The organism is Mesobacillus thioparans (genome assembly GCF_965138835.1).
Classification (GTDB): Bacteria; Bacillota; Bacilli; order Bacillales; family Cytobacillaceae; genus Mesobacillus; species Mesobacillus thioparans.
On sequence record NZ_CBCSFH010000016.1, the window covers coordinates 1 to 23,458 of the forward strand.

The following is a 23,458-nucleotide window of genomic DNA, read 5'->3' on the forward strand; positions in this document are numbered from 1 at the left end:
AAGATGGCATCTGTTTTTAATAAACTTGGTTAATTGTTACTGGTAAAAAATAGAATTTACGGTAAGTGTGTTTGAGTTACCCAAAAAACTTAAAAAAGTATTTGACATTGTACGCTAAACAGTAAAGAAACCGCAATGCCGGCTCGCTTTGCGGTTTCTTTGTTTATTCCTCTTCGACTGCCAGGTCTTTGACCGGAAGCTTCTCTTCTTCTTTGTGGGTTACACTTCTAAGATTAAATAGTGCCTTAACGCTGAATACCGCCAGGGCAGCAACACCGATCAAAAATATCGTGTCCGGAATGGCCCTCAAAGTCAGCAGCATTTGGACTGTATCCTGCTGCAGGAATGCAGCTGAACGGGAAGCAGCGTATCCATTGAAGAAGGCTTCTTTTATCTGAAGGTAACCTACCGGAAGCAAGGATAGGAATACCATTCCTGCCAATCCGACGTTCAGCATGATGACGATGAATTTAACCCATTTATCGCTCCATTTTTCAGGCTTGACGATATTGCGCAGTGAGTAGATCAATACCGCTCCTGCAAACATGCCGTAAACGCCCATCATTGAAGCGTGGCCATGAGCCGGAGTAAGGAACTGTCCATGTTCAAAGAAGCTGACAGCCGGCAGGTTGATCAGGAAGCCCATCACGCCTGCACCGATCAGATTCCAGATTGCTACGGAAATCAAGAACCAGAAAGTGCCTTTGTAAGGGAAATCCACTCCGCCGTCACGCATCATTTTATACTGGTCATATGCCTCTAAAATCAACAGAGTCAATGGAATGACTTCAAGTGCTGAAAAGACTGCGCCCAGAGCGATCCATACTTCAGCTGATCCGTTGTAATAGTAGTGGTGGCCGATTCCGATGACACCTGCTCCCATCAGCAGGATCAACTGAAAGTACAAAGCCCTTACAGTCGATTTCTTTGTCACAAGCTTCATTTGGACCATCAAGAAACCAATGACAACGACTGCGAATACTTCAAAAATCCCTTCTACCCATAGATGGATGATCCACCAGCGCCAGTAATCGGCAAAGGTATAGTGTGTACCCGGGTTGATCATGAAGGCAAAGAAGTAAAATGCTGGGACAGCGATTGCTGAGTAGAATAACAGGTGAATCAAACCACCTTTGTCAGACTCACGCTTCAATCCGCTCTTGATGCCACGGAATACGATGAACAACCAGATCAGCATGCCGACAGCGAGTATGAATTGCCAGATACGGCCAAGTTCGAGATACTCCCAGCCCTGATGGCCAAGCAGGAACCAATTGTTGCCCAGGTATCCGTTAGCACCAAGCCATTGGCCGATCATGCTGCCTGCGACAAGGACGACCAATGCCCAGAACAGGATATCGACAAGCAATCCCTGGCGTTTCGGCTCATGTCCTCCTACAAGCGGTGCCACGAAAATTCCCATTCCAAGCCACGCTGTCGCAATCCAGAAAATCGCAAGCTGCAAGTGGAAACCTTTTGTTATGTTGAAAGGCAGGATCTCATGGATCCATTTCATTCCGAAGAAACTCTCAGGTTCAATATAATAGTGTGCCAGCAATGCCCCAAACATCGACTGTACAAAGAATAGTACTGATACAATCGCAAAGTATTTGGCTGTTTTCTTCTGCGAAGAAGTCAGCGGCAGCTTCTTCAAATCAATTCGAGGGAAGTTGCCCTCAGTATATGCCTCTTGCATACCAAGATGGTAGCGGTAGAATACAAACAGGATCAAGCCTACAAATAAAACCAATAAGGTAACACTTGCACCGCTCCACCAGACGGCTGAGAATGACATCGTGTTTCCTGCGTCTTCATAATACGGCCAGTTGTTTGTATAAGTGATATTATCATCTGGTCTTTGTGTACTTGATAACCACGCGGTCCAGAAGAAGAAATCAGAGATTTGTTCAATCTGGTCCCCTTTAGCAACCCAGGCACGATTTCCGTCCGGCATATGCTTCTCCTGGATCAAGCCTGCCTTAAGACCCCAATTGTCACCCTTTGTAAAAATAGTATGGTAAAATTCCTTCACCTTTTGGTGTCCGTATATTTGCGCATCAGTCAACACCAGATGATCCTTATCGGGATCATAGCGATTCTCCCGCATTTCCTTCTTGACTCGTTCTCGGATGATGTTCTGTTCATCCTTGTTCAAATCACTGAAGCCTTTCCCGAATTTCTCCTGTGACCTGAAGTCCTGCATCCCTTCTGTGTAAATTTTGAGGGCCTCTGCAGTATAGTCGGGACCCATATAGGATCCGTGTCCAAGTACTGTTCCATAATCCATCAGGCCATATTTCTGGAATACTGCCTGCCCGCCGACAATGCTTTTCTTCGTTAAAATGACCTCCCCTTTTTCGCTGGTGACTTCAAGCGGCCTCGGAGCCATTTCTTTAAAAATCCAGTAACCCCCTGTCAGGAGTACTGTGAAGCTTAATAATAAAGTAATAATGAGTACAGATTTGAGCAGTGAATTTCTATTTTTCTTGACCACTGCCGTTGTGGATGTCCCATGCTGGATTTCCATCTTCCCTGCATCCCCTTCCTAATTTGATTTACAAGCTAATCATAATGCGAAACGAAATTAGAGTTTGTGAACTACCTCATGTAGCAGGTGTGATATTTCCCACAGTACTGAGAATTATTTTCATAAAAACGTCAAAATATGATTCAGGTCACTTAGCGGTCCAGAAACAGTTGATAAAATCTATAGTAGAAACTTAAACACATATAAGGAGCAGATTAATATGCATATATCACAAATCAGGCAGCAGTTAAAGGCCGTTCCGATCTTTAAAGAATTATCCCCGGAGGAGCTCGATCCGATCATTGAAATTGCCCAGCCCCGGTTCTTTAAAAATAAGATGTATGCGTTCATGCAGGGCGACCCGCTTGACCGTGTATTCTTCATCCATTCAGGAAAGGTGAAGATTTATAAAACAGATTCATCCGGAAGAGAACAAATCGTTTCCGTTCTGGAGACAGGAGAAATGTTCCCTCATGCCGGCTTCTTTAGAAAGGGCCAATATCCAGCACATGCGGAAATGATGGAAGACACACAGATGATTGTCGTCCCAATTTCCAAATTCGAAGAAATCCTGGTCGCCTATCCAGAGCTATCCATCAAATTATTCAGGGTATTAGGAGAAAAAATCATTGATCTGCAAGCCCGGCTTGAAGAACAAATCCTTCATAATACGTACGAACAAATCATCATGCTCTTGCTGCGGCTCTGCAAAACGAATGGTGAAAAGCTGGAACATGGCTTTAAACTGACCACCCATTTCACCAATAAGGAATTTGCCAACATGATTGGAACCTCTCGTGAAACTGTCAGCAGAACGATCAATTATTTAAAGAAGAAAGATTTTATAAGTGTTGATCATGATGGATGCTACCTGATTGACCATGAAAAGTTGCATCAGGAGTTATTCTGACCACAGATAAAAAATCTCTTGTTAAGTGATTCACATCACGGAAGAAAATATTGAAAATGATTATCATTTATCTATACCAACTATCGTATCGAGGAGTTGAATCCAATGGACAAAAGAACGATCGAACTGGATGTCAGAGAAGATATCAATAACAAACTGGAGCCTTTCCAGAAAATCATGGAAGCAATCGGGGAGTTGAAAGTGAATGATGTGCTCGTCCTTCACGCCCCATTCAAGCCTGTGCCCCTTTACGGTGTACTAAAGGCAAAAGGCTTTGAACATGAGGTTGAAAAAATTGAAGCAAAGCACTATAAAATCACTTTCACCAAAACGGGAGGGAAATAAGATGATGCTTGATAATAGGGGGCTTGAGCCGCCACAGCCAATGATGCGGACGCTCGCTGCACTGGAGGAGCTAGACGGGGGACAGACACTGATCATCATCAATGACAGGAGACCAATGTTTCTGTTCGAGCAGCTGGATGAACTCGGCTATCTGTATTTGACAGAACAACAAGAAGACGGAAGTTACCGTGTGACGATTTCCCGAAAAGCGGGGTGATTTAAATGTTTCAGCAAAGCAGCGGCAACGAGACAAATATTAAACTTCCATTTTCATTCATCCTTTTCAGCATGCTTGCGCTGATTTCTTCCCAGATGCTAATCCTGCTGAACGGAGATTTGCTGATAACAGGCACCTTTCGCTTGCCAGCCATTTGGTCTGCTGCCCATTTATTTGTCCTCGGATGGGCCTTGATGGTTGCGATGGGCGCAATGTACCAGCTCGTCCCTGTCGCTTTCCTGACGCCCATCTGGAGCGAAAAATTCGGTTTTTGGCAATTTACCGTTACAGCCCTGGGAATTCTGACCTTTGCAGCTGCGCTATACCTTCGTCCTCAGGATGCCCTTGTTCCTGGAATCCTGACATTAGCCGGCATACTGATGTTCCTTGTTCAAATGTTCATGACGCTGCGAAGCCAGGCCAAACCCAATATACTTACATTGTTTGTCGGCAGTGCTCTATTCTCTCTCCTTTTGACCATAACATTAGGAATCACACTGGTGACAAGCATGAAAACAGGCTTCGCTCAAGATTATTACCAGGCCATCTTCAAGACGCATATTCTCTTGGGGACTGTCGGATGGTTCTCGCTGTTGATTTTCGGCTTCTCTTATAAAATGGTACCGATGTTCTCACTTGCGCATGGGTTTACCATGAAGCCAGCTGCTTATGTATTCACCGTATACTTTAGCGGAATCATCCTGATGGTTTCTTCCTTTTTTTCAGGCAGCCATTTTCTTGAAGTCGCCGGAACTTTTCTGCTGCTCACAGGATTCATCATTTTTAGCTGGCATGTCAAAATAATCATTGAAAAGCGCGTGAAAAAGAAACTGGACCGCCCTTTTATGTTCGCGTTATTTGCGATTGGCTGCGGGGCAGCAATCCATCTGGCTGCTTTCGCAGCAAGTTCTGCCCATCTGCTGGCAAAAACGGCTGGTCCTATCCTTTTATTGTATTTGATCGCCTGGATTGCTTACAGCATCATCGGATACTTGTACAAAATCGTGCCATTTCTCTGGTGGACACATAAATACAGCAAGGAAATCGGCAAAAAGAAAGTACCTGCCTTAAAAGATTTGATGGATGAAAAGCTGGCACTTCCACTCTTCATTTTGTTCACAGGTGGAACCGTACTCTTAATCATCTCATTCCTCCTCCAGCTGATGCCAATTTTCTATATTGGCCAAAGCTTGATATTAATGGCAGGAATCCTGTTCAGCTACATCATAGCCAAAGTGTTAACGATTTAAGGAGGAATTCAAGATGACAGATTTACAAAATAAAATCAGGGAAAATCTAAAGACAGTATATGATCCTGAATTAAACATCAACGTTGTGGATTTAGGACTGATTTATGATATTGAAGTTCCAGAACCCCGCACAGCAAGAATTTTGATGACATTGACGACTCCAGGCTGTCCTCTGCATGACAGTATCGCCAGCGGCATTAAATATTGTGTACAGGGCATGGAGGAAATAGACCACGCTGATGTCCAATTGACATGGGAGCCAGCCTGGTCACCGGACCGGATGACAGAGGAAGGAAAAAAACGGCTTCAGGGATTTTGATTGGGGACAAATAAAGGCTGTTTTCGTAAAGATTGTTGTTAAAATCCTAAAGCCGATTTTAACGTGATAATCGTCATTTTCTATGTCGGTACTAAGTCTGCAAGCTATTTTCTCATAATAAGCGTAAATTTTTGACTAATCTTAGGTAATTTAATCCTATTTTGTAGGCAATAGCAACAAAGTTTGAGAAAAGAGCCTAAAAAAAGAAACGCTTGTCATTTCAAGTGTTTTAGATGGAAGAAAAATCAAGGGCTGCTTCCATCTTACTGATTAAATGGTCCTGAGGTACTAGTTGTTCTAAAGCAACTTCTCTAATTGGTCTCGTTGGATTGGATTATTTCTCAAAAGCTTATTCATCACCTTAAACGTTATATGTATCTATTTTAATGAGACTTATGGTTAGTTCCACACTATGTTGAGGAATCCTGTTGATTGGAGTGGAAGGCGCGTAGACTCCTCCGAAAATGCTAACGCATTTCCATCGTGCGTGGGCGGGTTCAAGGAAGCTTAATCAAAGTCCTGCGGGATCAGAAGGACAGGTGAGACCCCGCAGGCGCCAGAGGCGACGAGGAGGCTCAGCGCCGGCCCCTAAGGTCCGCGAAGCGCCTGGAACGGAAATCAACAGCCCCATTTCAGCACAAACTCAAAAAACTGTAGACAAGCTAGATTTTCATCGAGTTTGTCTACAGTCTGAGAAACGCTTGAAATTCCAAGCGTTTCTTTAGCATTTTATTTAGAAGTTGAAAGGCCAAATGACAATGCTCGACGAAAATTGTTTTCTGCTTCCTGCAATTCCGCCAATTGGACATCATCAGAAGGGAATTCATTACGCAAAGCCTCTGTACTAGAAGAAAGTGCTTTTGAAATACGCTGGAAATCAACAAAAGAATAATTCATTGCCATCCCTCCATTCTTTGCAAATATGAATTTATTGTATTCACAAAAACGCTCAATTATTCCTGAAAATAATCCCCAAATGAACGTAAAAAAAATCCTCCTGATTGATAACAGGAGGAAATCTGGTTTAGTGGTTGTTATTTTTCTTCTTTATCAATCCGGGGCGGTCGTTTACCCCAGTACTGGTAATAGTCTGTTCGGATGAACCCGTTGAAAAGCTTGCGTTTTTTCGTTGCCGGTTTTCCGTACACTTGTTCAAAATCCTCGTTTGATGTCAACATATAGATGGACCATGTATCGAGCGGAGCAAACGCTTTGCCCATTTGACTGTACATTTCTTCGACAGCCTTCTTTTCACCGAGTCGCTCACCGTAAGGAGGGTTCCCGACAATGACACCGTATTCCTTTTTTGTCGTGAAATCCTGGACTCGCATTTGCTTAAAGTTAATCAAATCACCGAGACCTGCTTCAAAAGCATTTTCCTCAGCAATCTTCACCATCCTGTGGTCTATATCCATCCCGCTGATATCGAGGTGCTGGTCATAATTCGCCAGATCCTCGGCTTCCATCCTAACTTCCTCCCAGAGAGAATCGGGAATGATATCCCAGCCTTCCGAAATGAATTCACGGTTGAAGCCAGGCGCGATATTCTGTCCAATCAGTGCTGCTTCAATCGGAATCGTCCCAGATCCGCAGAACGGATCGACGAAAGGCTTGTCCGGATTCCAATTTGTCAGCATGATCAGGGCCGCGGCCAATGTTTCCTTTAGCGGAGCTTCGCCCTGGCCAGTCCTGTATCCACGCTTATGAAGACCGCTGCCGCTCGTATCGATCGTCAATGTGGCAACATCTTTGAGGAGAGCGACCTCGATCTTGAACAATGGGCCGTTCTCTTCGAACCATCCAGTCTTCTTATAAGATGTTCTCAAGCGTTCGACGACTGCTTTCTTAACGATTGCCTGGCAGTCTGAAACACTGAACAGTTTGGATTTGACTGATTTACCCGAAACAGGGAATTCCGCGTTTTCCGGCAAGAATTCTTCCCAAGGAAGGGCCTTCGTTTTTTCGAAGAGCTCATCGAAGCTATATGCTTTGAATTCCCCGATCTTGATTTTAACCCTGTCAGCAGTACGCAGCCACATATTGCTTCTCGCAACCGCGCGAGCGTCACCTTTATAGATTATCTTCCCATTTTCGACCTGGCAATCGTATCCAAGGTCACGCACTTCCTTAGCGACAATGGCTTCCAGTCCCATTGCAGAGGTGGCTATTATATCAAAATTCTTCATCGTTTCACCCTTTATGTCCAATTATACTTATGTATCCCATTATTAAATTGCCCAATAACCTTTAATATACATAAAAAAAGCTCTCCTGGCAAAAGGAGAGCTTTAAAAAAACACTCATACAAACCCATTAATAACGTTCTGTAAGCCATGTTTTGTACCATTGTACTGCAAACGACCAAAAGTCTCGTACTCCGGCGGTAATCATCTATCTACAGATGAAGAATCATCTGTCCTTCCCTTCGTTCAGTTCCTCCAGGAAAGTGCCCCTACCATCGTTTGGGTTTCTCACTCGTGGGGTTTACCTCGTTCCACCCTTCCAATTTCTTGGAAGGCTCCGTCACTGTGGCACTTTTATAGGTATTCATGCCATATCGTTACCGACTTAGGCATTTTCCCGGCCGTCAGCCGAGCATGAGCCCGACTGCCCTGGCTTATGAATTGGCCAGGCACGAACACTACAGGCATCTCAGCCTGTGCGAGCATGGACTTTCCTCTGCAGCAGAACTGCAGCGATTACCCGAACGTTATTAACAGCTACAAAAAATATTATATGTAAGTTCCTGCTGAAAAGCAATGGTAATACATTTCAAAAACTGGCAGAATCTGGATTAATCGTAAAGTTTATCTCCAAATACGTGCTTTTCTAGATTCGATAACCTTTTAAGGATATCAAAATTAGTTGTGCCAGCTGCCTGCGTACTTGGGCGGCGTGATGCCTCATCAAGCTGTTTTTTCAGGCGCAGATTATCCTGCTGCAGTTCTTCGATTTCCTGCTGCATGATTTCATAATCCTTGATGATCATATCAAGGAACTTATCTACATCTTCAGGCTTGTAACCACGCATTGCTTGTTTGAATTCTTTTTCTAAAATATCTTTAGCGGTTAACTGTATTTTATCGGATAGCATTCCATTCACCTCAATATACCCCTATCTTCACACTTATTTTTTCAAAAACAAGGGGATTTGTCAATTTTCTTGTTTTTTTTGTTGAATATGACTGTTGATTTTCGTTCCAGGCGCTTCGCTCTCCGCGGGAGCAGCCACATTCAACAGGGAATTTAATTTGGTTCAAGCATTATTATTAAAATCCCTGCTGTCTCAGTTGTTCCTCTTCCACGACCATTTGCAGATCGTATAAAGTGATCAACTGTGTATCATATGGATGGGATTCCTGATATTTTTTTGCGGTTTCATAAATGAATTTGGGACTGCCTTCTTTTTCAGGATCATAGAGCAATACGAGCATGTCGCTTTTCTCAATGAAAAATTGATTTTTCAGCCTGAATTGCCACGGTTTCTCATATGGCTTTTTAGTAATGGAATCCACGTGGTCAGCTCCAGCCAACACAGATTCATACCATTCCTTGTTGGCTTCCTTCCATGTTTCTTCCTGGTTGAGGAAAGGTGTGAATACTGACAGTTTTAGATCGGGATATTCATCCTGAAGCTCGAATACGGCTTCTCCCGCCCATAATTCGACACCGAGCTGGCCGCTGATCATCACCCATTCCAGGCCATCCTCGATTAGTGGCACAAGGGTCTTCTTTATTGCTGTTTTTATGTATTCAGCTGCCGGATGGTCATGCTGGAATATCCCGATTTCAAAAGGTTTATACCCGGATATCGCCGCTACTTTAACCATTGTTGACTCCTTTGAATATTCTTTGTCATATTGAAGTTATTCCCTTTTAATGATTTATATAACTTCTTTTAACTTTTAAAAAAACAAGGGCTGTTCAGCCCTTGTTGCATTTCTTTATCTGCCGAATCCCATTCCTGGGCCGTATCCCATTCCTGGGCCATATCCCATTGGGCCGCCAAATCCTGGGCGCGGCCTAGGACCACCTGGAGCTACTCCGCCTGGAACCGGACCAGGTCCGCCATAAAAGTTCTGGTTTGTAACCTGGTTCACTGTCGACTGTGTATGCGGGAAGTAATGGACATGGTCATAATTGATGTGGTTTACATTTGTAGTATGTGATGGATGAACATGCGGAACCACATTGTTGATGAAATTATGGTTAACACAGCATTTAGTAGGATGAACTACTGTTGGCAAAACATTAGTTGGCTTGCAGTGCATAGTGCATAACTCCTTTCGTTTAGACTTATTCTTTACATTAACAGCCTATGAAGAAGTCATGCGTCTTGTACTAATGAAAACACCTATTTTTTCAAGATTCTTTGCAGTGCATGCGACTATTGAACACTTAAAGGAATGTGTAAAAGTTGTCCTTCAAACCGCTGAATATAACAGCAATAAGTGTGATGACAACAAAATAGAGAACTAAAACCGCTTTATACATCTTACCAGCCCCGTAAAATTATATTGATTTTAACACCATACAATTTTACATTTTACAATGTCGGAACCATACATACAACAGGATAATACAGGATTTGAGCATTTAAATGTTAAAATTTTGTTACAATTAAAAATAACATGGCGAAACTTGTTGAAATAGAATCATTTTGACGAATTTTGCGCTTGCCCGGGAAATGCTTTCTGGGAAATTCTCTGGATCCTTTTTTCGAGCTCTTGCTTAAAAACCATGTCTTTTTTTGTTGCCTGCTTCCCTTCCCTGACAAGATCATCGGCAAGTTGGCAAAATCTCAAAGCCAATTCAAGATCCCGTTCCCGATGTTCATAATGCTTGGCAAGCTCGATGCAGGCTTCTTTCTTCTGCTTCACGCTGCCTTTCTCCGCACTTTCTTTCCATAAGGGAACGGCTTTCTGCCATTCTTTATGTTTCTTATGTTCAAAAGCAAGTGCGTGCTTCGCATAAATTTCCTGATCATTGCCCTCGGCTATTAGTCCATTGAAAGCCTGCTTTGCTTTTTCCGTATCGCCAAGATAGGAAAACCAGCGTCCGACTTCAAAGGTTTCTTTAGCTGTTTGCGATTGATCACGACCAAGTATCTGGAAAGTCAAATGCGTATAAAGTGTCAATAATGAAAGAATATCTGTTTCATTGTGCCTGATGACACCAAGCAATCCCTCAGGGTCCTTCCTCTCGAGGAAGTCAAAATAAATCATCGGCGCCAGGAACCCTGGTATATCATCTTTCCGCTCAAGACCCAATACTTCCTGTTCAACGATGCTGAGTTTCATCCGCTCAATCTTATGCTTCCACATTCTTCTCGCTGCATGATACAAGTCAAAATGCCCAAAGGATGGCAGCTTAGGGACATGGTCCCGGACAAGAGTGTGCCTCGTCTTGACCTGTGGCCAATCGAATGCCTTCCCGTTGTAGGTAACCAATGTCGTATAATCGACATCTTGCAAAAAGCTCTGATACAGAGCGACTTCTGCACCTGGACCTGGCAGGATATGCTGCTTGAGTTTTACATGCTCCCCTGAAACACTGGCATGGCCCAGCAGGAATATTGTATTCCCTGCTCCCCCGCCCAGTCCTGTTGTTTCAGTATCGAAAAACACAAGATCGCCTGCGGCATGGCCTGAAGCGGAAAGCGGGTGTTTGGTCTGTTCCTGATTCCACAGGGAGACAGCCTCGAGCAAATCGCTGAATTGATAGTGGCCATGCTTGTGGTCGAGCGGATAGACGACCTCCCTGACCAGACAGTACTGGTCATCAAAATAGAAGGGGGATACATGTTCCTTCTCCCAGATATCTAGAAATGGGATGTCTGGTACTGATTTAACGTCCACTTTTTCGTTCCCCGGGATGGTGCTGCTTGCTGCAGGCGGTCCAGGGTTATCGGTCCCACTCTTGATATGTGGCTTAAGCCTGTTCAATTTGTTTTTTAAACTCATTTTCCCCCTCCTTCCTATATTGCGGCTTCAAGGAAAAGATTCAGCAGTTTCACCACATCTTTTTTTGAATGGATTGATGTTGTATCCGTCCCGATACATGATGGGCATCCATCTGAGCACTGGCAGTTAAGGACCATTTGTTTCGTCTGATTCAAGATTTCCTCGATCCCTGAATAAATTTTTTCACTCAGGCCTATTCCGCCTGGATAACGGTCATAAAAGAAAATCGTTGGCTTTTCATTATGCGCCGCCTTCACCTGCGGGACGACATGGACATCAGATGGGTCGCACATCACGAATAATGGAGCGATATGCTTCAGGGCCTGGGATGTACCGATCAACCCTTCCTCCAGGCGGTCATCAGCAAACTCGGAAAGCTCTTTATTCAGGGAAATCCAGGCTGAGCTAGTATGCAGCTCTTCTTCCGGAAGAAAAATCGGCCCCGACCCTATATTTTCATGCGTCTCAAATCGGATTTTCTTGAAGATTGTGGCCATAGCCCTTACGCTTACATCTCCATAACCGATTTCTGTTTCTTCATTGCCCCTGTGTTTATCTTCCTCCAGAACACTGAGCTGGACGGCGAGGTTGGCATCGGTAAAATAATCGACATCGACTTCACGCACAAACGCCTTCTTTTCTTCCCAATCAAGCTTCTCCACCTGAAATTGTATTCCCTGATGAAGATAGATCGCTTCTTCATGCAATAATGTCATGGCAGAGAATGTATCCATCTCGCCGATTACCCTAACATTTGCAACATCTGTTTGGTCGATGATCACGACATTTTCCTGTGACGCCGAGCGGAGACTTATGTTATGGGCAGGAAAGGCGTCATTCATCCAATACCATTTATCGCCATTCTGATGAAGGATTCTCTCCTCTGTCAAATATTCAAGGATTTCTTCAATTTCCGCCGCTCCGAAAGTATCCCCTTTTTTAAATGGCAATTCATAAGACGCACACTTGATGTGATCGATCAGGATAATCAAGTTGTCTGGGTTGATTCTCGCTGTCTCTGGACTGCGATTGAAGAAGTAATCGGGATTTTGGATGACATACTGATCCAGCGGGCTTGAACTTGCCACCATGATGACCACGGACTCCCCGTGCCGCCTGCCCGCCCGGCCTGCCTGCTGCCAGGCACTTGCGATCGTACCCGGATATCCGTTCATGATACATACCTGAAGCTGTCCGATATCGACCCCCAGTTCAAGCGCATTGGTGCTGACAACACCATAAATCTCGCCGGAACGCAGACCTTTTTCTATCTCACGCCTTTCGGTAGGCAGATAGCCGCCCCTGTATCCCCTGATGGCCTTTGGGCCAAGCTTATGCTTGACCAGCTCCTGAAGGTAGGTAAGCAGGATTTCCACCCTCACCCTGCTTCTCGCAAAGACGATGGTCTGGATCCGGTTCTTCAGGAATTCTCCCGCAAGTTTTCTCGTTTCAAGTGTCGCACTCCTCCTGACATTCAGCGGGATATTGACAACTGGCGGATTATAGAATAAAAAGTGCTTCTTTCCTGAAGGCGCTCCATTATTGTCGATTAAAACCATCTCTTTTTCCGTCAAGCCTTCTGCCAGTTCCAACGGGTTGGCTATGGTCGCGGATGTACAGATAAAAACAGGGTCGCTGCCATAATATTTGCAGATCCTTTTCAGCCTCCTGATGACATTTGCCACATGGCTGCCAAAAACTCCTCTGTAAATATGCAGTTCATCGATGACCACATACTTAAGATTCTCAAAAAGTGAGACCCATTTCGTATGATGCGGCAGGATTGCTGAATGGAGCATATCCGGGTTCGTAATGACGATGTGTCCTGCCCTTCTCACCTTCTGACGGATATTGGCTGGTGTGTCGCCATCATATGTATAGCTATTAATCGAAAGTTCAGCCTCCTGGATCAATTCATTGATTTCACTCTTTTGGTCCTGTGCCAGAGCTTTTGTCGGGAACATGTATAGAGCCCTTGCATTCGGATCATCGATGATTGACTGCAGGACGGGCAGATTATAGCACAGCGTTTTTCCCGAAGCTGTCGGTGTGACAGCAACGATGCTTTGTCCTCTCATGATTTGTTCGTAAGATGATTTCTGGTGTGTATATAATCGGGATATCCCGCGCCTTTGGAGCGCATTTTCCAGGATCCCGCTTAAATTTTCCGGCATGTCTTCCGTCCTGGCTTCTTTCTCCTCAATCGTGTGCCAGTGGACAATATTTTTCTTTACCGATTCACTAACCTTTAAATCTTGCAAAATCTCTTGCATGTTTTTCCTGAATTTCATCGCGTTCACCTCGTTAACTTTATTTTAGCGAATAAATGTTCGTTACAAAAGAAAAATTATTGTGACCAGACTGCTAGTTTTTGGCATTCACGTTTCCATCCACTGTCCGGCTGTGAAAATCCCTTATGTTATTTACAGTCCCGTTTTGCTAAAATAATAGAATGGACTACAGCTTATATAGAGGTGTTTCTTTTGGATAAGAATGAAATAAAAAATGTTCTGGCAAAATTCTCATTGTTCAGGGACCTTGAGGACCATGAATTAGAAAAGATTGTCGATATATCCATTTCGCGGCAATGGAAGAAACATAGCCATATCTTCATGCAGGGTGACCCGCTGGAAAATGTTTACTTCATCAATGAAGGCAAGGTGAAAGTCTATAAAAGTGATGCCAACGGCCGGGAACAAATCGTCGCCATCCTTAAGAAAGGTGAAATGTTCCCTCATGTAGGCTTTTTCAGGAAGGGCGGTTATCCAGGGTATTCCGAGGTATTGGAGGAAGCAAGCCTTGTCGTTGTCCCAATTTCACAATTCGAAAAGGTACTGGTCGATAACCCTCATTTAAGCATCAAGGTATTCAAGGTGCTTGGCGAGAAAATCGTTGACCTCCAGGAAAGACTTGAAGCCCAAATCCTTAATAACACCTATGAACAAATCATCAAGCTTTTGATAAGAATGGGTGAGCTTCACGGAGACAAGCAGGAAAATGGCACTGTTTTGTTAAAGACGGATTTCACGAACAAGGACCTGGCCAATATGATTGGCACTACCAGGGAAACGGTCAGCAGGACGCTGACCAAAATGAAAAAAGACAATCTTATTTCCACTGATGCAGCCGGAAATTTGATCTTGGATCCTGATGTATTGCTGGACGAGCTAGTCTAATAAGTTCACCTGCATGAAAACGCCCGAGGCAGTTAGCCCCGGGCGTTAAATCTGTCATTCTGTCTTGCTTAGACCCATCATTGTTTCCAAGTCTTCCTGGGCAGATGTGATCAGCTTCAGGTTGAAGGTTTCCTGCAGAACCTCCATTACGCCATTGGAAATGAATTCAGGCGGCTTTGGCCCGATGCGGATGTCCTGGATTCCAAGGCTGAAAAGTCCAAGCAGGATTGCGACCGCTTTTTGCTCGAACCACGAAAGGACAATACTCACCGGCAATTCGTTTACATCACATTCAAAAGCATCAGCAAGTGCCTTGGCAATTTTAACCGTAGATACGGAGTTATTGCACTGTCCCAGATCCAGATATCGAGGGATGTTCGTTCCAGGCACTACCCCATAATCGACATCATTGAAACGGAACTTGCCGCAAGAAGTTGTCAGGATGACTGCTTCTGGAGGAAGGGATGTTGCAAGCTCGCGGTAGTATTCTCCGCCTTTTCCAGGTGCATCACAACCGGCAATGACGAAGAAACGCTTGATTTTTCCTGATTTGCTTGCTTCTATGACTTCAGGAGCCAGACCAATCACTGTTTCGTGATGGAAGCCAGTCACCAATGTTTCTTCCGATTCCATGTTAGCCTCTGGAAGCTCCAATGCTCTTTCGATCAGCATGGAGAAATCATCATTTTCAATTTTTCTTACATTTTCAAGACCGGCAACTTCGTATGTAAACATACGGTCTGCATAGGAACCCTTGATTGGCATCACGCAGTTAGTCGTTGCCAGGATTGCGCCAGGGAATTTTTCAAACAGGCGGCGCTGGTCGAACCATGCCTTCCCGATATTACCCTTAAGATGCGGATATTTTTTCAATGCTGGATATCCGTGAGCAGGGAGCATCTCAGAGTGCGTGTAAATATTGATACCTTTGCCTTCTGTTTGCTTCAACAATTCCTCAAGCGCGAACAGGTTATGCCCCGTAACAACAATCGCTTTGCCTTCTATCTTGTTCTGGCTTACCTTTACAGGCTGAGGGATGCCAAGACGGCTAGTGTGCGCCTCATCAAGCATTTCCATCACGCGAACAGCTGATTGGCCAACCTTCATCGCCATATCAATATGTTCCTGGACATTGAAGTTTGAATTAGTCAACGTCATATATAATGCTTCGTGTGTAGTTGCATCTACGAACGGATCCGTGAATCCAAGCTGATTCGCATGGGTTCTATAGGCTGCAATGCCTTTCAGTGCAAAAATGATTGTATCCTGGAGACTTGCGATTGTTTCATCTTTTCCGCATACACCAACAACTTTACATCCTCCTGTTGGCGTTTGTTCACATTGGTAACAAAACATATGTGTATTCCCCTTTTCTGCTTTATTTACTGTTTCAGCATACAGAGGTTGAAAAAATGGTTATGTGACCTAAATCACACTAAAGGCATTTTTCACAAAGTGTTCAAAAAAGTACGGCGAACTGTTGAAAGTGCAAATATTTGAAAGATACCCTCATCTTGAACAGGGACATTCCATACTACATAGACTATTATAAGTATTTTTGCAGAGGAGGATATGAGAAGATGGCAACCAACCATCCTGATCGCCCAAAAAAACATGAAACTCTCGAACAGTGGTTCAAATCAATGAACCAGCTGATGCAGGAGAAGCCTGTCAAAGGTTTCCTGCAAAGCATTGATGATTTTTTCAGGCAACCCTTTCCCCAGTCTTCCTTCAGTGTCCGTGTAAATGAAAATGTTAATGAATATGTGGTGACAGCAGAATTGCCTGGGATCAAGAAGGAAGATATCTCGATTGATGTCATCAATAATTCGCTAACGATCCTTGTAAACAAAACCGAAATGGTTTCCGAAATAAACGATATCGAAAAAACGGAAATGCATATGGCCTCTTCCAGGCAATACAGCCGGACAGTTCCCTTTGCCCACCCTATTAATGATAAAAAGGTGCGAGCATCCTATCGAAATGGATTGCTTGAAATCAAAATCGCTAAAAAGCAGGGCAAAAAGATTGATATTTTCATTGATGAATAGAAAATAACGCAAACAAGCAGGCTTAATCGCCTGCTTGTTTTTTTAGACTTTAAACATTCCGCCGAGTCCCTTGACCAGCGAAGATACCTGTGTCACCGCATTCATCATCTGTCCTGCCGTATCAACCATCTTATTAATATCAAGGTTGCCATCCTGGCTTTTGAACGAATTCATGATCGACTGCACGCCTGATGGCTGCTTTGGCATGAAGGCATTTTGGGGATATGGGTTGTAATTCTGATAATCAGCCTGCGGGTTATAGTATCCATAAATAGGGTCATCCTCAGGTTCTAGCGGATTTTGAAAGAGCATTTTCGTGTAATTATTTTTGCTGTCAGCAACTGGGTAAGCCTGATTCCACTGTGGATTCCCCTGCATATATGGATTCACAGGGTATCCCTGCGGAGAATATTGGTTTTGCCAGTTCCCCGGCATGGCATTCCAATATGGCGCATTATATTGTTGAGGGATCGGTTGCTGCCGGTTCAAATGTTGATAATTCCCATAATATAAGTAAGGGTCCTGAGTGTATTGATCCACCCACCATTGTGGCTGATAGGCATTCGTCTTATTCCTGCGGCCAAACATGGCGAACATCCTCCTCCGGTAAATTCATTACGATAGTATATGATCAAACCGCCCAATGGGTGAAAGGCATGGAAATGGCTTCCGGTTTTGTCTAAGAATGAAAGATGTTGTCGGAAGTTTCAATTTTTGAAAAATAAATGACCCTTCCATTTTCATGATAGTATGGATTCAAATGATGAAGGAGGATGAAAAATGAACGTTCACGAACTAAAAAATCTATTTGCCGAGACAAAAGAATACACTCCGGAACATGTAAATGAATTGCTCGATTTTACCAAAAAGTCGTATATTCAGAATGAAATCACCATTCTGGAATACCGGAATCTTGTTCGTGAGCTGGAATTGCAAGGAGCTTTCATTCCCGAGGATCAGAAAGAAATGACAATCTAAACAGTTGAAGCACCAGAATGCCTGGACTCCACCCCCAATATAGAGGAGTTGCAGTCCAATGCTCTGGTGCTTCTTTATTTCTGGCCGCCTGTTTGCTGAATAGCAAGAATCAGGCTATTAAGGATGTATTCCACTGACTGTATTTGATCAAGGAATCGTTTTTTGCTTGTTTCGGGAAAAAATGCATGTACAGATAGGACTTCCAGATAGTCTGCTGCTGTTTCAATCTGGTTAACATGAAGGTTTTTCGGCCGGTTCTCGCCAACCCAATTTGAAGCAGCTTCCCTCCAGGAATCCGTTGCCCCCTTGACCTGATCAGCAAAAGGTTTTACTTCTTCATGGAAATCTCCCCTAACTCCCTTTTCCTTTGAATACTGGAATCGCTTATGAGCAAACTCGAGGTTCTCCAGCAGCCCTTCAGATAATCCTATAAGTTTTTGGTCCATTTCCAAATTTATCACACTTTCTCGTGGTCTATTTTATGATGCAGCCAGTCCGCTGCTATTTTCATCTTTTCTTTTCCGGTGGAGATCTTGCTTATATAAAAAACAAAAAACAGCTTTCAGTGTAAAAAGCTGCTTCATGTTGAATCTATTCTATTATATATTAAAAACTCATTTCAAGCTTCAAAGAGGCATGCTCGTTGTTAGATTGTATAGAGGTATTCAAGCCTAGTGGGAATTTCCCTTCCATCCTGTCCAAAAGGAGGCTTGTTTTTTCCAAATGCGCTGAATGGGCAATGTACATCTTTTCTCGGACTCCCACCAAAGATTCATGTAAGTTCATCTCTGTTTCTTCAAGGCAATGGGCCATTTCAGTCAACATCCCTAAAAACTCTTCTCTTTCGATTCCTGGTTTCATGATCATCTCTCCTAACTTGGTATTTTAAGGTCTGGCAGAATGAACCCCGATGACAGGACAACGAATCTTTTCTAATGGATTTCCAGTCTCTTTACTGTAACATTCTATTCCGGGCTGCAACCTCCTTCATCGTTGACAAAACTAGAAGGGATTCGCCAAACAAAGTGTTTTTCGGCAGCAATCCTTACACTCTTCGACATGGACTAATCGTATGAAAAGCCAACAAATGAACAAACTAAGTTCGGGAGGTGTTCAGATGAATAAAAAACAACGTAAAACCGCGCAGCAGCCTAATAAAATGGCAGATAAAAAAGCTGGGTATGGCGATAAAAAGCTTGAAGGACCTAACCGCCCGGCTGAATGATGAACAAAAAGCAAGGAAATTCCTTGCTTTTTTGTTTTGCCCGCATCAATCTGATGTAAATAGATTTTTAACCTTAATCAAGGCATGCAACTGTTTCTGTTTTTTCTTATACCATTTTGTCAAATGAATAGGATGCCGGTGATTTGTATGGGAACTGAACCACTCCTGGCGAAACTTTCGCTGCTTATACCAATCTCCCTGATGGCGGTAGTGGTGGTGGATGATTGGATAGGTACACCTTAGAAATGGCGTGTCCCTCCTTTTGGGAATCGGGAAATATTTTTCATAATCACGTCTGGAAGCCGTATGTTCTGTATTGACCGCGAATTCGAGGAATGATGGGTAAAGACGAGGGTCAAATAGCACGGACGCCAGCCGTTTACCCAGATTGATCCTTTTGGTTACCGATTTGAAGCCATTCACGCTTGCACCGTACAGCTCGCCCTCACATGTAGGAAAGAGGACCGTACTGAAATGCAGATGATCTTCAAAAGAAAACATGAAAGTATTGAAAACTCTTTTTTTATAAACAGGCTCCAACATCACCGGTTCCTGTATCACATTTTGTTCATTGATAATCAGTGCCGTCAACAACCTTCTTTTATCTCCATTCTCCCAAAATTCCTGCCACTCTTTTTCCATGAAGGTTGAAACATCAAGGAATTTCAGCAAATGAAACATTGGTGTGCTTTTTTTCGTCGAATAAGAGTACAAAAGAAGCTGAGCGTAGGCATCGCGAAAAATCAGCCAATTTGCCCTTTCGTATGTGAGGAATAATCGTTTGCGGATGGCAGGGGCAAGCATGTTTGGAAACCAGTCGCCCTCCAGGTCACACATGTTATAGCCTCCATTCCGGGATACCATACTTGCAAGGAAGGCCCAAATCATCTCGGGATATTCCAGATAGAAGTCCAGATAGGTTTGTGTTCTTGAAATATTGTCCAGGTTCTTGCTTGCCGTTTCAATCCTGATCTTTTGAATCAGCTCTGCTTCTCCATCTGGCAGTTGATAAAATTGAGGATTATGGGTCATTGACACACCGTTTCTCTTCCTTTTCTTTAGGATGTTCTTAGAGTGAAGTGAAATGGGGCTTTTTATTCAACCAAAAGAGGTTTAAATTTGGTATGATATAGAGTAGTCTGCGAGGTGGTCAGCTTGGTATTCAATTATCCAAACGGAAAAAAGTATATTCCTGCTGCAAAAATAGAGGCAGCACCAAAAATCAAAAAACAGAAGAATGCTGCTTATAGCAACAGAGGGATGACACTGGAGGAGGACCTCAATGATTCAAACTCCTTCTATCTTGACCGGAACATTGCGGTTATCCATAAAAAGCCTACGCCCGTCCAGATTGTGAATGTGGATTATCCGCGAAGGAGTGCAGCGGTCATCAAAGAGGCATACTTTAAACAAGCTTCTACTACAGACTATAATGGTGTATATAAAGGGAAATACATTGATTTTGAAGCAAAGGAGACGAAGTTTTCCACATCTTTTCCATTAAAGAACTTTCATGAGCACCAAATCGTCCATATGAAAGCCGTACTTGAGCAAGGAGGAATCTGTTTTGTCATCCTCCGGTTCTCGACCGAGGAGGAGATCTACCTGCTTGAAGCAAGCTATTTGCTTTCATTTTGGGAGAGAATGATCTCTGGCGGCAGAAAGTCGATCACAAAGGAAGAAGTCATCGAATGCGGCCATAAAATCCCGCTTGGCTTTCACCCGAGGATTGACTATATCAAGGTAATCGATTATCTTTATAAACTTAGTTAGTTTTTCTATTGCGAGAAAGGAAGGAACTATACATGGCACAAAAACCTCAAACAAGAGAGGAGCGACGCAGACAGCATGCAGCCGGGAAAAAGAAGCCGAAAGGCAAGAAAGCAAAAAAAGGAATGTTCAAGAAAATTTTCCTCACGCTTATCGCCCTTGGTATCATTGGCATGCTGACTGGTATCGCTACATTTGCATTCATGGTACAGGATACACCAAAGCTTGATGAGTCATTGCTCAAAGACCCGATCTCATCAAAAATCTATGATAAAGACAAGAAACTTGTAACTGAAGTAGGCTCACAGAACAGGGATTATGTTGCATATGAGGATATACCCAAACTAGTGGAAAACGCCTTTTTGGCAACTGAAGATGTAAGGTTCTACAAACATAATGGTATCGATGTCATCCGTCTTGGCGGAGCAGTTATTGCCAATGTAACGAATGGATTTGGATCTGAGGGTGCTTCCACCATCACACAGCAGGTCGTAAAAAACTATTTCCTGGGCTTTGAAAAAACAATCTCCAGGAAAGCACAGGAAGCATGGCTGGCCTACCAGCTTGAACAGAAATATACGAAACATCAAATTTTTGAGATGTACGTGAACAAAATTTATATGTCTGAAAATATGCATGGTGTCCTGACCGCTTCAAGGACATATTTTGGCAAGGATTTGGATCAGCTTGAGCTTCATGAAGCAGCTCTGCTCGCAGGAATGCCTCAAAGTCCGAATAACTACAATCCTTTTACGAATCCAGAAAAAGCAGAAAAGCGCAGGAATATTGTCTTATCCCTGATGCACCAGCATGGGATCATCTCAAAGGAAGAAATGGAAAAAGCACAAAAGATTCCTGTGGAATCCAGTCTCGTCAAGGAAGAAAACAGGAAGAGCAAGGACGAAGAGCCTTTCGATGCATTTGTCGATATGGTCATTGAGGAAGTAACAGACAAAACCGATTTTGATATTTTTTCCGATGGTCTAGAGATTTATACTACACTTGATCAAAACGCCCAGACGCATGTTGAGAATATCCTCAACACGGATGCTGCCGTTCAATTCCCTAATGATGAAATGCAGGCAGGCATCACCCTTCTCGATACAAAAACCGGGGAAATTCGTGCGATTGGCGGCGGCCGTAACCAACAGGTCAAACGCGGCCTGAATTACGCTATTGATGTAAAAAGGCAGCCAGGTTCAACAATCAAGCCTATCCTAGACTATGGTCCTGCGATAGAGTATTTGCACTGGGGTACCTACCACATGCTTGAAGATAAACCTATAACCTATTCAACGGGTGACCCGATCAGGAACTGGAACAACAAGTATAACGGCGTCATGACAATGAGAATGGCCCTGGCAAAGTCTATCAACATCCCTGCCCTACAGGCATTCCAGGCTGTTGGTCTTGAAAAAGCAAGGGAATTCGGCACCAATCTTGGATTGACACTGGATGATCCTTTCTATGAATCAGCATCAATTGGTTCCAAAGAAATAGCTCCAATTGAGATGGCTGGTGCATATGCAGCCTTTGGTAACAATGGATTCTACACAAAGCCATATTCAGTCAAAAAGATCGTCCTTCGTGACAAGACAGAAATTGATTTGACACCTGAGACCGAAGTGGTCATGAAGGATTATACAGCCTTCATGATTTCCGATATGTTGAAAACGGCAATAACTCAAGGAACTGGTGCAACATACGCCAATATCTCCAACCTTCATGTTGCCGGTAAAACAGGGACAACGAATTACACGCAAGAGGATATCGATAAATTTGGAATCAAAGAAGGCGGAGTGCCAGATTCCTGGTTTGTCGGGTATTCAACAAGGTATACTGCATCTGTCTGGACCGGCTACAGTAATCGTAAAACAGCACTTTACGGTACAGAACAAAAAATATCACAGATGTTATTCAAGGATCTGATGACCTATGTATCTAAAGACGTCGATACACCAGATTTCACTGTTCCTAAGAGTGTTGAAAGAGTTAAAATTGAAAAAGGCACGATGCCTGCCAAGCTTGCCAGTGAATATACTCCAAAGGATCAGATTCTTTATGAGTGGGCAGTTAAAGGAAATGTGCCTAAGGAAACATCCAAGAAATTCGAAAAGCTTGAAGCTCCTTCAAAGCTTAAAGCCGCGTATGATGAAGTAAAAAATGAAATCATCCTGACATGGGAATTCAAACAGGAAAATAAGGAAGATGTCCAATTCGTGGTCAGCGCCTCCCTTGATGAAGGCCCTGAGCAGGAATTGACGAAAACAACGGATACCGGCGTAAAAATCGCCAACGCGGTTCCAGGCGGAATCTATTCCTTTAAAGTAACTGCGGTCCGTGGTGACCAGACTTCCGATCCAGCTACGCTTAAAATTGAAGTTCCAGATTTCTCATTGCCTGATGACGGTGACGTTGAAGAAGGCGACAATGGAAATGATAACGGGAGTGGCAATGGGAACGGAACTGGGAACGGAAATGGTAATGGTAATGGCAATAACAACGGAAACGGAAACGGCGAAGGTAACGGTGATGGCACCGGGGATATTACCGGCGATGGCACTGGGGAAGGCACTGGTGATGGCACTGGGGAAGGCACTGGCGATGGCACTGGCGATGGCACCGGAACTGGAAGCAGCAACGACAGTGGCGGCAATGGCAATGGAGACGGCAATTAACCTTCTCCCCTTTCCATTAGTTAAAAAATAATAAAAATAAACGCCCTAA

Annotated in this window: 23 protein-coding genes and 1 other RNA gene; 10 read left to right on the plus strand and 14 right to left on the minus strand. The window is 43.6% G+C overall.

All coding sequences use genetic code 11. The features are described from left to right. Positions 1–163 precede the first annotated feature (163 nt). Complete coding sequence (locus ACNAZ4_RS20120; RefSeq protein ID WP_415817475.1) at positions 164–2,527, minus strand: nitric-oxide reductase large subunit; 2,364 nt, start codon at positions 2,525–2,527, stop codon at positions 164–166. 220 nt (positions 2,528–2,747) lie between these two features. Here ACNAZ4_RS20120 and ACNAZ4_RS20125 point away from each other — a divergent pair, with 220 nt between their 5' ends. From ACNAZ4_RS20125 to ACNAZ4_RS20145, 5 genes are all read left to right on the plus strand, one after another. Beyond that, complete coding sequence (locus tag ACNAZ4_RS20125) at positions 2,748–3,437, plus strand: Crp/Fnr family transcriptional regulator (protein WP_415817477.1); 690 nt, start codon at positions 2,748–2,750, stop codon at positions 3,435–3,437. 105 nt (positions 3,438–3,542) lie between these two features. Beyond that, complete coding sequence (locus ACNAZ4_RS20130) at positions 3,543–3,782, plus strand: DUF2249 domain-containing protein (RefSeq protein WP_415817479.1); 240 nt, start codon at positions 3,543–3,545, stop codon at positions 3,780–3,782. 1 nt (position 3,783) lies between these two features. Next, on the plus strand, positions 3,784–3,999 hold the full coding sequence (locus ACNAZ4_RS20135; protein WP_415817481.1) for a DUF2249 domain-containing protein: 216 nt from the start codon (positions 3,784–3,786) through the stop codon (positions 3,997–3,999). Between the two features lie 5 nt (positions 4,000–4,004). Next, positions 4,005–5,249: a hypothetical protein gene (locus ACNAZ4_RS20140; protein WP_415817483.1), complete on the plus strand. Its 1,245-nt coding sequence runs from the start codon at positions 4,005–4,007 to the stop codon at positions 5,247–5,249. A gap of 13 nt (positions 5,250–5,262) precedes the next feature. Beyond that, the gene (locus ACNAZ4_RS20145) at positions 5,263–5,568 is read left to right on the plus strand and encodes a metal-sulfur cluster assembly factor (RefSeq protein WP_415817485.1); all 306 of its coding nucleotides are present in this window, start codon (positions 5,263–5,265) and stop codon (positions 5,566–5,568) included. A gap of 729 nt (positions 5,569–6,297) precedes the next feature. Here the strand turns inward: ACNAZ4_RS20145 and ACNAZ4_RS20150 are convergent. From ACNAZ4_RS20150 to ACNAZ4_RS20185, 8 genes are all read right to left on the minus strand, one after another. Next, complete coding sequence (locus tag ACNAZ4_RS20150; RefSeq protein ID WP_415817487.1) at positions 6,298–6,465, minus strand: hypothetical protein; 168 nt, start codon at positions 6,463–6,465, stop codon at positions 6,298–6,300. Between the two features lie 137 nt (positions 6,466–6,602). Next, entirely contained in the window at positions 6,603–7,754 is a 1,152-nt protein-coding gene (locus ACNAZ4_RS20155; RefSeq protein ID WP_415817490.1) for a THUMP domain-containing class I SAM-dependent RNA methyltransferase, read from the minus strand. 136 nt (positions 7,755–7,890) lie between these two features. Continuing rightward, an RNA gene (gene rnpB / locus ACNAZ4_RS20160) (RNase P RNA component class B) lies at positions 7,891–8,279 on the minus strand. An 83-nt stretch (positions 8,280–8,362) separates the two neighbouring features. Then, positions 8,363–8,662, minus strand: coding sequence for a cell division regulator GpsB (gene gpsB / locus ACNAZ4_RS20165; RefSeq protein ID WP_415817657.1), 300 nt, complete (start codon positions 8,660–8,662; stop codon positions 8,363–8,365). A gap of 175 nt (positions 8,663–8,837) precedes the next feature. Continuing rightward, positions 8,838–9,398, minus strand: coding sequence for an SLOG family protein (locus ACNAZ4_RS20170; RefSeq protein WP_415817492.1), 561 nt, complete (start codon positions 9,396–9,398; stop codon positions 8,838–8,840). A 114-nt stretch (positions 9,399–9,512) separates the two neighbouring features. Continuing rightward, complete coding sequence (locus ACNAZ4_RS20175; RefSeq protein ID WP_415817494.1) at positions 9,513–9,839, minus strand: CotD family spore coat protein; 327 nt, start codon at positions 9,837–9,839, stop codon at positions 9,513–9,515. Positions 9,840–10,223: 384 nt separating this feature from the next. After that, positions 10,224–11,531, minus strand: coding sequence for a ribonuclease H-like domain-containing protein (locus tag ACNAZ4_RS20180; protein ID WP_415817496.1), 1,308 nt, complete (start codon positions 11,529–11,531; stop codon positions 10,224–10,226). Positions 11,532–11,545: 14 nt separating this feature from the next. Further along, complete coding sequence (locus ACNAZ4_RS20185) at positions 11,546–13,822, minus strand: DEAD/DEAH box helicase (protein WP_415817498.1); 2,277 nt, start codon at positions 13,820–13,822, stop codon at positions 11,546–11,548. A gap of 192 nt (positions 13,823–14,014) precedes the next feature. On the opposite strand from ACNAZ4_RS20185, the gene ACNAZ4_RS20190 reads away from it, so the two are divergent. Further along, a complete protein-coding gene (locus ACNAZ4_RS20190) occupies positions 14,015–14,707 on the plus strand; it encodes a Crp/Fnr family transcriptional regulator (RefSeq protein WP_415817500.1) in 693 nt (230 codons plus the stop codon). 54 nt (positions 14,708–14,761) lie between these two features. On the opposite strand, the gene hcp is transcribed toward ACNAZ4_RS20190, so the two are convergent. Next, positions 14,762–16,063 (minus strand): hydroxylamine reductase, encoded by a 1,302-nt coding sequence (gene hcp, locus ACNAZ4_RS20195; protein WP_415817502.1) that lies wholly within the window; start codon positions 16,061–16,063, stop codon positions 14,762–14,764. A gap of 224 nt (positions 16,064–16,287) precedes the next feature. Here hcp and ACNAZ4_RS20200 point away from each other — a divergent pair, with 224 nt between their 5' ends. Then, positions 16,288–16,758 carry an Hsp20/alpha crystallin family protein gene (locus ACNAZ4_RS20200; RefSeq protein ID WP_415817504.1) on the plus strand — a complete coding sequence of 157 codons (471 nt, stop codon included), beginning with the start codon at positions 16,288–16,290 and terminating at the stop codon, positions 16,756–16,758. A 42-nt stretch (positions 16,759–16,800) separates the two neighbouring features. Here ACNAZ4_RS20200 and ACNAZ4_RS20205 read toward each other — a convergent pair whose 3' ends face one another. Further along, positions 16,801–17,346: a YppG family protein gene (locus tag ACNAZ4_RS20205; protein WP_415817506.1), complete on the minus strand. Its 546-nt coding sequence runs from the start codon at positions 17,344–17,346 to the stop codon at positions 16,801–16,803. Between the two features lie 192 nt (positions 17,347–17,538). On the opposite strand from ACNAZ4_RS20205, the gene ACNAZ4_RS20210 reads away from it, so the two are divergent. Continuing rightward, positions 17,539–17,736 carry a YppF family protein gene (locus ACNAZ4_RS20210; protein WP_415817508.1) on the plus strand — a complete coding sequence of 66 codons (198 nt, stop codon included), beginning with the start codon at positions 17,539–17,541 and terminating at the stop codon, positions 17,734–17,736. 74 nt (positions 17,737–17,810) lie between these two features. Here ACNAZ4_RS20210 and ACNAZ4_RS20215 read toward each other — a convergent pair whose 3' ends face one another. The 3 genes from ACNAZ4_RS20215 to ACNAZ4_RS20225 all read right to left on the minus strand — a co-directional run bounded on the left by ACNAZ4_RS20215 (position 17,811) and on the right by ACNAZ4_RS20225 (position 19,993). Next, positions 17,811–18,182, minus strand: coding sequence for a YppE family protein (locus tag ACNAZ4_RS20215; protein ID WP_415817659.1), 372 nt, complete (start codon positions 18,180–18,182; stop codon positions 17,811–17,813). Between the two features lie 160 nt (positions 18,183–18,342). After that, positions 18,343–18,597 carry a hypothetical protein gene (locus ACNAZ4_RS20220; RefSeq protein ID WP_415817510.1) on the minus strand — a complete coding sequence of 85 codons (255 nt, stop codon included), beginning with the start codon at positions 18,595–18,597 and terminating at the stop codon, positions 18,343–18,345. Positions 18,598–19,006: 409 nt separating this feature from the next. Next, positions 19,007–19,993 (minus strand): DUF2515 domain-containing protein, encoded by a 987-nt coding sequence (locus ACNAZ4_RS20225; RefSeq protein WP_415817661.1) that lies wholly within the window; start codon positions 19,991–19,993, stop codon positions 19,007–19,009. Positions 19,994–20,116: 123 nt separating this feature from the next. Between ACNAZ4_RS20225 and recU the strand changes: the two genes are divergently transcribed. Both recU and ACNAZ4_RS20235 read left to right on the plus strand, forming a co-directional pair. Then, complete coding sequence (gene recU, locus ACNAZ4_RS20230) at positions 20,117–20,734, plus strand: Holliday junction resolvase RecU (protein WP_415817512.1); 618 nt, start codon at positions 20,117–20,119, stop codon at positions 20,732–20,734. A 32-nt stretch (positions 20,735–20,766) separates the two neighbouring features. Then, positions 20,767–23,409, plus strand: a complete 2,643-nt coding sequence (locus ACNAZ4_RS20235) for a PBP1A family penicillin-binding protein (RefSeq protein ID WP_415817514.1) — start codon at positions 20,767–20,769, stop codon at positions 23,407–23,409. Positions 23,410–23,458: the final 49 nt, after the last annotated feature.